Raw genomic sequence first — 6,643 nt, 5'->3', positions numbered from 1 at the left:
CAAGCGTCGGCATCCACGTTACGGCTGACCTGCTTCCTCAACTGCGGCAGCTGGTCGTGTCCCCATTAGCGATCACCTGGCACCTATCGACTCCCGGTGACAACACCCCCCCCGGATCATCAACGACTGGGGGTAAAAATCATGCCGGGACCGACAGGCCAGCAACCCCAAGTCTTGCTCAATTCGGGGATACTAAAAAGGTAACGGGGCAGACAGCAACGCCCGTCGGGGGCCGGCTGTCACCTGCGGCTAATCCGGATTCCCATCGTGCCGGCCGGGAGCGCTGTCGGTCAGTGTCGCCTGGATTGATATCCGCGCCTGGTCCAGCACGGTGCGGATGGTTTCGGCGGTCACCCGGCTGATGCCGCCCTCGCCGCTGTGCCGGGCGGCATGCCTTCGCAGGTCGGTGCGCAGATCAGTGCGGAACTCATTGATCAGATGCTCCAGCTCCCGCAACGCCTGGTGCCCCAGGACGTCCTTGCCGCGCGGCACCCTGCCGGCCGACTGTTTGACCGTTTCCGCCGTGGCCGCCAGTTCCGCCCGCACTCCCTTCATATTGCGGCGGATATCGGAGCGAAGCTCGTCCGCCAGCCTCCGGACCGAGAGCGAAATATCCTCCTCGATGTCCGCAACCTCCGACTGGCGTTCTGCGAGTTCGCGTTGTCCGGACCCAGTGATCCGGTAAACGGTGCGCCTGCCGTCGTTTTCGGTCGCCACAAGCCCCTCGGCTTCGAGCTTTGCCAGCCGTGGGTAGACGGTTCCGGCGCTGGGGGAGTAGGTCCCGCCGAACCGGTCGCCGAGAGCCTTAATGATTTCGTAGCCATGCCGGGGGCCATCTTCCAGCAACGCCAGCAGGTAGAGGCGAAGGGCACCATGGGCAAAGACGGCAGCCATTAGAGTGCGTCGCCGTATTGCTCTTCACCGGGCTGCCGGTGGCCGGTGCCGGAGTGGTGGAAAACCGCTACGTTGCCTGATACGGAATGGGTCCGGATGGTGCACATCCGCTCCGTCGTACCGGGTTCTGTATGTTCATTCTTACCCCGCCGGGAGAATTTGCGGTCATTAACAGTTGCCGTCCCGGAAGCAGAGTTGGCGGCAAGGTCTATACCGACGTCACTCGACAAGCGCACCGTCAGGTCCCCTGAAACCGTCTTCGCAACAAGATCCCGGGGAGTGCCGAGCAAGTCCAGGCTGGTGTCTCCGCTGACGCTGTTGACGCGAATGGATTCGAGGAAGCCGGACGCGGTGACTTCGCCGGAGACGCTCTTCGCCGCGAGGGTGCCGGTGTGGTGGCGGACAATGACTGCGCCGCTGACAGTATTGACATTCAAGTGTCCGCTCGTGTCATCTGCCATGACGGATCCGGTGACTGTGTCCAGGGAGGTGCCCGGCGTACCGCAGACCAGCCCGTCGCCGTTGACCGTATGCAGAGAGACAGTGGTTCCCTCCGGGACCGCAATGCTGACGACGGAATATTCGTCCGCACCGCTGGTCATGATCCCCTTGATGCCCAGTCGTCCCAGCCCGCGTCCGAGGGGCGACTGGTGCTTCAGCTCCAGGATGCCGGACTCATACGTGACCTCGATGGGCTGTCCGGCGACTTCGGATATTTCCACCCGGGTTGTCGGTTCGTCATGGACGAGGATGTCCACCCGGCCATCGACGATACTGGCCTTCACGTTGGTGACATCGTCGACATCGATGGTTTGTGGTTCATCGATTATCCACTCTGATGCGTTCATGGTTCCTCCATTGAGATGCGATATATCGCGTTTATGAAGAACACGATATATCGTGACTGAGGGAAAAACAATACCCCCGCCTCGAGGAAGCGGGGGTATTGCTGATAGCGGTGGTGGGGCGGCGTCCTTGCGATGGGACCAACGGAATTGAGCTCCGGTTCAGGTTCCTTCGGGAAGGTCCAGCCAGGTGAACCAACCGCGGTGCAGTACGAGCCAGGCGATCAGACCGTGTCCGGCCTGCCCCGGAACGCCACCGTTCCCGGCCAGATCGGTCCGCCACTGTTCGTGGTTGAGCAACGGTGTGTAGGTGTCGACGTAAGTGTGCTTGCGCCGGGTCGTCACGTCTCCATAGGCCGCCGATAGCTCGCCGAGACGCTTGTTCCGCTCCGGATTGAGTCCGGGTGGCGGTCCAACGACGAACACTTTCACGCCAAGCTGTGCGGCGCCGTCGAGAATGTTTGCGAGGTTCAGGCGGCTGCGCGCCGGTGAAATGTCAAGGTCAAGATCGCGGTCCGACAGGCCGATCACCAGGCGGTTCTCATGGCGTTCGTCGAACCTGCGCCCTGCTTCCTGAAGCCAACGCGCCGCCAACGCCTCGGTGCCTTCTTCGGGCACGGCGAGGGGAAACGCCTCCACTGAGGCGGTGTCGTCGGTGGTCCGGGCGAGGACCCGGCCGAACCACCCCAGAGCTCGCTGATCGCCGCTGCCGGCCAGCAGCTCATTGCCGACCGCGGCAATCCGGATTCTGCGTTGCTCCAAAGAACACCTTCTTCAATTGGTTTCCGCCGGCACAGTGGCCGGTGCGTGGTGGAGGTTCTTCTGCGTGTTGTAGAGTCTAGTCCCGCTCGAAGGCCTGCTTGACCAGGATCTCCTGCTCCACGGCATGGCGCTTGGCTGAACCACTCGCGGTGGATGCAGACGCCGGACGGGAGACGAGCCGGACGTCGGTTCCCAGAGCCGGCGGCAGATTCAGGCCGATGAACGGCCAAGGGCCCTGGTTGGCAGGTTCGTCCTGTGCCCAGACTAGCTCCGCGTTCGGATACTTCTTCGCGGTTTCCTTGATCGCGTCGACCGGCAGCGGGTAAAGCTGCTCGACACGGACCAGTGCCGTCCGCTCATCGCCGGACTTCTGCCGGTGTGCCAGCAGGTCGTAGTACATCCGGCCGGAGACGAGCAGAACGCGGTCCACCTTCTGGGCGTCAAGATCCTGCACATCCGGAATGACGGGCTGGAAATTACCCTGGGTGAAGTCCTCGACCGACGAAGCGGCCGCCTTCAGGCGCAGCAGTTGCTTCGGCGTGAAGACGATCATCGGTTTACGCGGACGGCTGTAGGCCTGACGGCGCAACAGGTGGAAGTACGACGCCGGTGTGGTCGGGTTGGCAACGACCATATTGTCTTCCGCACACATCAGCAGGAAGCGTTCAATCCGGGCGGAGGAGTGGTCCGGGCCCTGGCCTTCATAACCGTGCGGCAGCAACAGGACCAGCGAGGAACGCTGACCCCACTTCTGCTCAGCGGAGGAGATGAACTCGTCTATGACGGTCTGGGCGCCATTGACGAAGTCGCCGAACTGCGCTTCCCACAACACGAGCGCATCCGGACGTTCGACGGAGTAGCCGTATTCGAAGCCCATCGCGGCGAATTCGGAGAGCAGTGAATCGTAGATCCAGAATTTCGCCTGGTCTTCATTCAGTTGGCTCAGCGGCATCCATTCGGCGCCGGTGGCACGGTCATGGAAGACGGCGTGCCGCTGCACGAAGGTGCCGCGCCGTGAATCCTGTCCTGCCAGCCGGACGGGAACACCTTCCATCAACAGAGACCCGAACGCAACCATCTCACCGAAGCCCCAGTCGATGGCGCCCTCGCGGGACATCTGTTCGCGCTTCTCGAGCAGAGCCTTCAGCTTCGGGTGCACGGTGAAGTTATCCGGCACGTCGGTATGGGCGGAGCCGATGTGGGCGAGCGTATCCGAAGAGATAGCGGTACTGGCCGGAGCACCCACTCCATTGTCCGACTGCTGGGCGATCGGCCGTTCGATGCCGGCAACCGCAGCCGCATCGTTGGTGATGACGGGAACCGGCGAAGTCTGCGCGGCATGCGTTTCCGCGAAGACGCGTTCCAGCCGTTCCTGGTAGTCCTTCAAAGCCTGCTCGGCCTCTTCCTGGCTGATGTCGCCGCGCCCAATCAGGGCCTCGGTGTACAGCTTGCGGACGGAGCGCTTGGCCTCGATCAGGTTGTACATCATCGGCTGGGTCATCGACGGATCGTCGCCCTCGTTGTGGCCGCGGCGGCGGTAGCAGACCATGTCGATCACGACGTCCTTGTGGAACTTGCGACGGAACTCGAAGGCCATCTGTGCCACCCGGACCACGGCCTCGGGATCGTCGCCGTTGACGTGGAAGATCGGCGCTTGCACCATCTTGGCCACGTCGGTGGAGTAAACGGTCGAGCGCGAGGCAGCCGGCGCCGTCGTGAATCCAACCTGGTTATTGACGATGATGTGCACGGTTCCGCCGGTGCGGTAGCCGCGCAGCTGGGAGAGGTTCAGCGTTTCCGCCACCACGCCCTGGCCGGCGAAGGCTGCATCGCCGTGGATCATGATCGGCAGGACCGGGAAGCTTTCGCTGCCTTGGTCCAGCCTGTCCTGCTTGGCACGGACGATCCCCTCGAGGACCGGGTCAACGGCTTCAAGGTGGGAAGGGTTGGCTGCGAGGTAAACCTTGGTCTCGTTGCCGTTGTCGGAGGTGAAGGTTCCCTCGGTTCCGAGGTGGTACTTCACGTCACCGGAACCCTGCACGCTGCGCGGGTCCTGGGTGCCCTCGAATTCGCGGAAGATCTGCGCGTAGGTCTTGCCCGCAATGTTCGTCAAAACGTTGAGGCGGCCGCGGTGCGCCATGCCGATGGCGACCTCGTCCATGCCCTGGTCGGCGGCATCGGAAATGATGGAATCAAGCATCGGGATCAGCGATTCGCCGCCCTCAAGACTGAAGCGCTTCTGGCCCACGAACTTGGTCTGCAGGAAGGTCTCGAAGGCCTCCGCAGCGTTCAGTTTGCTCAGGATGCGCAGCTGTTCCTCACGGCTGGGCTTCGAGTACGGGTGCTCCAGTTCCTCCTGGAACCACTGGCGCTCCTCGGGATCCTGGATGTGCATGTACTCAATGCCGGTGGTGCGGCAGTAGGCATCGCGCAGCACGCCCAGGATGTTGCGGAACTTCAGGACGGGCTTGCCGCCGAATCCGCCGGTGGGCCATTCGCGGTCCAGATCCCACAGGGTCAGGCCATGGGTGCGGACGTCCAGATCGGCATGCCGGCGCTGGACATACTCAAGCGGGTTGGTGTCAGCCATCAGGTGGCCGCGCACGCGGTAGGCGTGGATCAGCTGCTGGATCCGGGCAACCTTGTTGACCTGGTCCATCGGGTCGACCTGGATATCCGAGCTCCAGCGCACCGGCTCGTAGGGGATGCGCAGCGATTCGAAAATGTCGTCGTAGAAGTTCTGCTCGCCGAGCAGCAGCTGGTGGACGATGCGCAGGAACTCGCCCGAACCTGCACCCTGGATGACGCGGTGGTCATAGGTGGAGGTCAGCGTAATGGTCTTGCTGATGGCCTGCTGCGCCAGAGTCTTCTCGCTTGCGCCCTGGAATTCCGCCGGATACTCGAGGGCACCGACACCGATGATGCAGGCCTGGCCCTTGCTGAGGCGGGGAACCGAGTGCACGGTGCCGATTCCGCCGGGATTGGTCAGCGAGATCGTGGTACCCGCATAGTCTTCGGCGGTCAGTTTGTTGTCCCGGGCCTTCTTGACCAGAATTTCATAGGCGTTCCAGAACTCCGAGAAGTTCATGGTCTCGGCCTTCTTGATGTTCGGCACGACGAGCAGGCGGGTGCCGTCCGGCTTCGGCATGTCGATGGCCAGGCCGAAGTTCACGTGGGCGGGCTGGACGGCCGTCGGCTTGCCGTCGACCTCCTCGTAGAACACATTCTGCGAGGGGAACTGGGCCAGCGCGCGGATAATCGCGTAGCCGATCAGGTGCGTGAAGGAGACCTTGCCGCCGCGGGCGCGGGCGAGATTGCTGTTGATGACCACACGGTTATCGATCAGCAACTTGGCCGGAACGGCGCGGACGCTGGTGGCCGTGGGAACAGTGAGGCTGGCGTCCATGTTCGTGGCAATGGCCTTGGCCGGTCCCCGCAGCGGGGTCCTCTTATCCTCTTCGGACGCCTTCTGGTTGGGAGCGGATTTGGGCAACTGTGCCGGAATCGGCTTCTCGTTCTTCGACTCCTTGCCGCCGGCCTCCTTGGCCTCGGTCGTGTTCTTCGGCGCAGGCTTGGCATCAGTCTTCGACTTCGATGCGGACTTGCCGGACCCGGCAGTCTTGTCTTCATTGGCAGGCTTGGCAGGTTCGGCCTTGGAAGCGGCACCCTCTGGTGTCACGGGCTGCTTCTGCCCGTCAGGACCGGGACGGGCATCACTTTCGCCGGAGGCGGCAGGCTTGTTCTGGTCGGTCTGGACTATGGGCAGTTTGCGGGTCGAGGGGTTAGCCCCGAGCTCGCCGGTCTCATCGGCCGAGGAGCGGGACTTGCCGCCGTCGCCCTTGGCCTGCTTGCCGCCGTCGGACCCGCTTTTATCACTGGAGTGCCGGCCGTTGGAGGAGCCGCCGTCATCGAAGGACTCGAAAATCTCCCACCACTTTTTGTCGACCGAGTTCTTGTCCTTCTTGTATTCCTCATACAGTTCGTCAACGAGCCACTCGTTTCCGCTGAATTCTTCAGGTATACGGTGGTTGGGTTGATCTGGCACTTGTAATACGCCTCTTCCGTGGGTTGCTTGCCCTGCCCTCGCTCAAGCAGCTGTCAGCCGTAACTTTGTGCACGTTTGCACGTCGGTCCAACAACAA

4 protein-coding genes are annotated in these 6,643 nt (G+C 62.6%); all 4 read right to left on the bottom strand.

Annotation, left to right across the window (positions count from 1 at the left end):
- Nucleotides 1-249 precede the first annotated feature (249 nt).
- The gene (locus ACX80B_RS02890) at nt 250-894 is read right to left on the bottom strand and encodes a PadR family transcriptional regulator (RefSeq protein ID WP_459292815.1); all 645 of its coding nucleotides are present in this window, start codon (nt 892-894) and stop codon (nt 250-252) included.
- The gene (locus ACX80B_RS02885) at nt 894-1,742 is read right to left on the bottom strand and encodes a DUF4097 family beta strand repeat-containing protein (protein ID WP_459292813.1); all 849 of its coding nucleotides are present in this window, start codon (nt 1,740-1,742) and stop codon (nt 894-896) included. The genes ACX80B_RS02890 and ACX80B_RS02885 overlap by 1 nt, the downstream gene beginning before the upstream one ends.
- A 159-nt stretch (nt 1,743-1,901) precedes the next feature.
- The gene (locus ACX80B_RS02880; RefSeq protein ID WP_459292811.1) at nt 1,902-2,501 is read right to left on the bottom strand and encodes a GDSL-type esterase/lipase family protein; all 600 of its coding nucleotides are present in this window, start codon (nt 2,499-2,501) and stop codon (nt 1,902-1,904) included.
- 76 nt (nt 2,502-2,577) lie between these two features.
- Nucleotides 2,578-6,546 (bottom strand): multifunctional oxoglutarate decarboxylase/oxoglutarate dehydrogenase thiamine pyrophosphate-binding subunit/dihydrolipoyllysine-residue succinyltransferase subunit, encoded by a 3,969-nt coding sequence (locus ACX80B_RS02875; RefSeq protein ID WP_459292809.1) that lies wholly within the window; start codon nt 6,544-6,546, stop codon nt 2,578-2,580.
- Between the last annotated feature and the right edge of the window lie 97 nt (nt 6,547-6,643).

This window comes from Arthrobacter monumenti (assembly GCF_054511255.1).
This window is presented reverse-complemented; position numbering and strand designations above follow the sequence as displayed.

Coding starts and splice junctions, on each gene's coding strand:
- ACX80B_RS02890 (WP_459292815.1), bottom strand. CDS start 894: ATGGCTGCCGTCTTTGCCCATGGTGCCCTTCGCCTCTACCTGCTGGCG.
- ACX80B_RS02885 (WP_459292813.1), bottom strand. CDS start 1,742: ATGAACGCATCAGAGTGGATAATCGATGAACCACAAACCATCGATGTC.